The organism is Treponema endosymbiont of Eucomonympha sp., assembly GCF_001028545.1.
Genome location: NZ_BBPW01000577.1, coordinates 1 through 472 on the forward strand (window position 1 = coordinate 1; position 472 = coordinate 472).

The 472-nt window shown below is 56.1% G+C and carries 2 protein-coding genes; both read left to right on the top strand.

The genetic code is table 11. The features are described 5' to 3' along the window. On the top strand, positions 1-292 hold a 292-nt coding region (locus AWU74_RS08145), incomplete at its 5' end, for a signal peptidase II (RefSeq protein WP_187150970.1). Continuing rightward, positions 285-472: CYTH domain-containing protein (locus AWU74_RS08150; protein ID WP_162505090.1), on the top strand; the 188-nt coding region annotated here is incomplete at its 3' end. The genes AWU74_RS08145 and AWU74_RS08150, both read left to right, overlap by 8 nt.

The window sequence follows — 472 nt, forward strand, 5'->3', positions numbered from 1 at the left end:
GCTATGCATTGCGGGCACCGTCTATCTTATGCTGAAAGAAAAGAACCTACGGCGGATTGGGCTGTGCGCGTGTGTTATCGGCGGCGGGGTCGGTAACCTGTTCGACCGCTTACTGAATGGGTTCAACGTGATAGACTTCATGAATTTTGGAATCGGGCGCCTCCGCACCGGTGTCTTAAATTTCGCCGATCTATCGGTTACGGCAGGCGCCGTCCTGCTGTTGCTCAGCGAACTGCGCGAGACGAAAAAACAGCTCGCTCCCGCAAACACCGACAATCCGTCAGATGACTGAAATCGAATTAAAAGCCCGCATAGCTGATTATGAATCGACGCGCCGCACACTTTCAACGTTCGCCGCATACGAGGGGCGTTACGACAAGCGCGACACCTATTGGCGTATGCAGCGAGGGGAAGCGTCCGGCGGGAAACAGGCGCTTTCGATACGCCTCCGCCGCGAATGCCCGCTGATTGG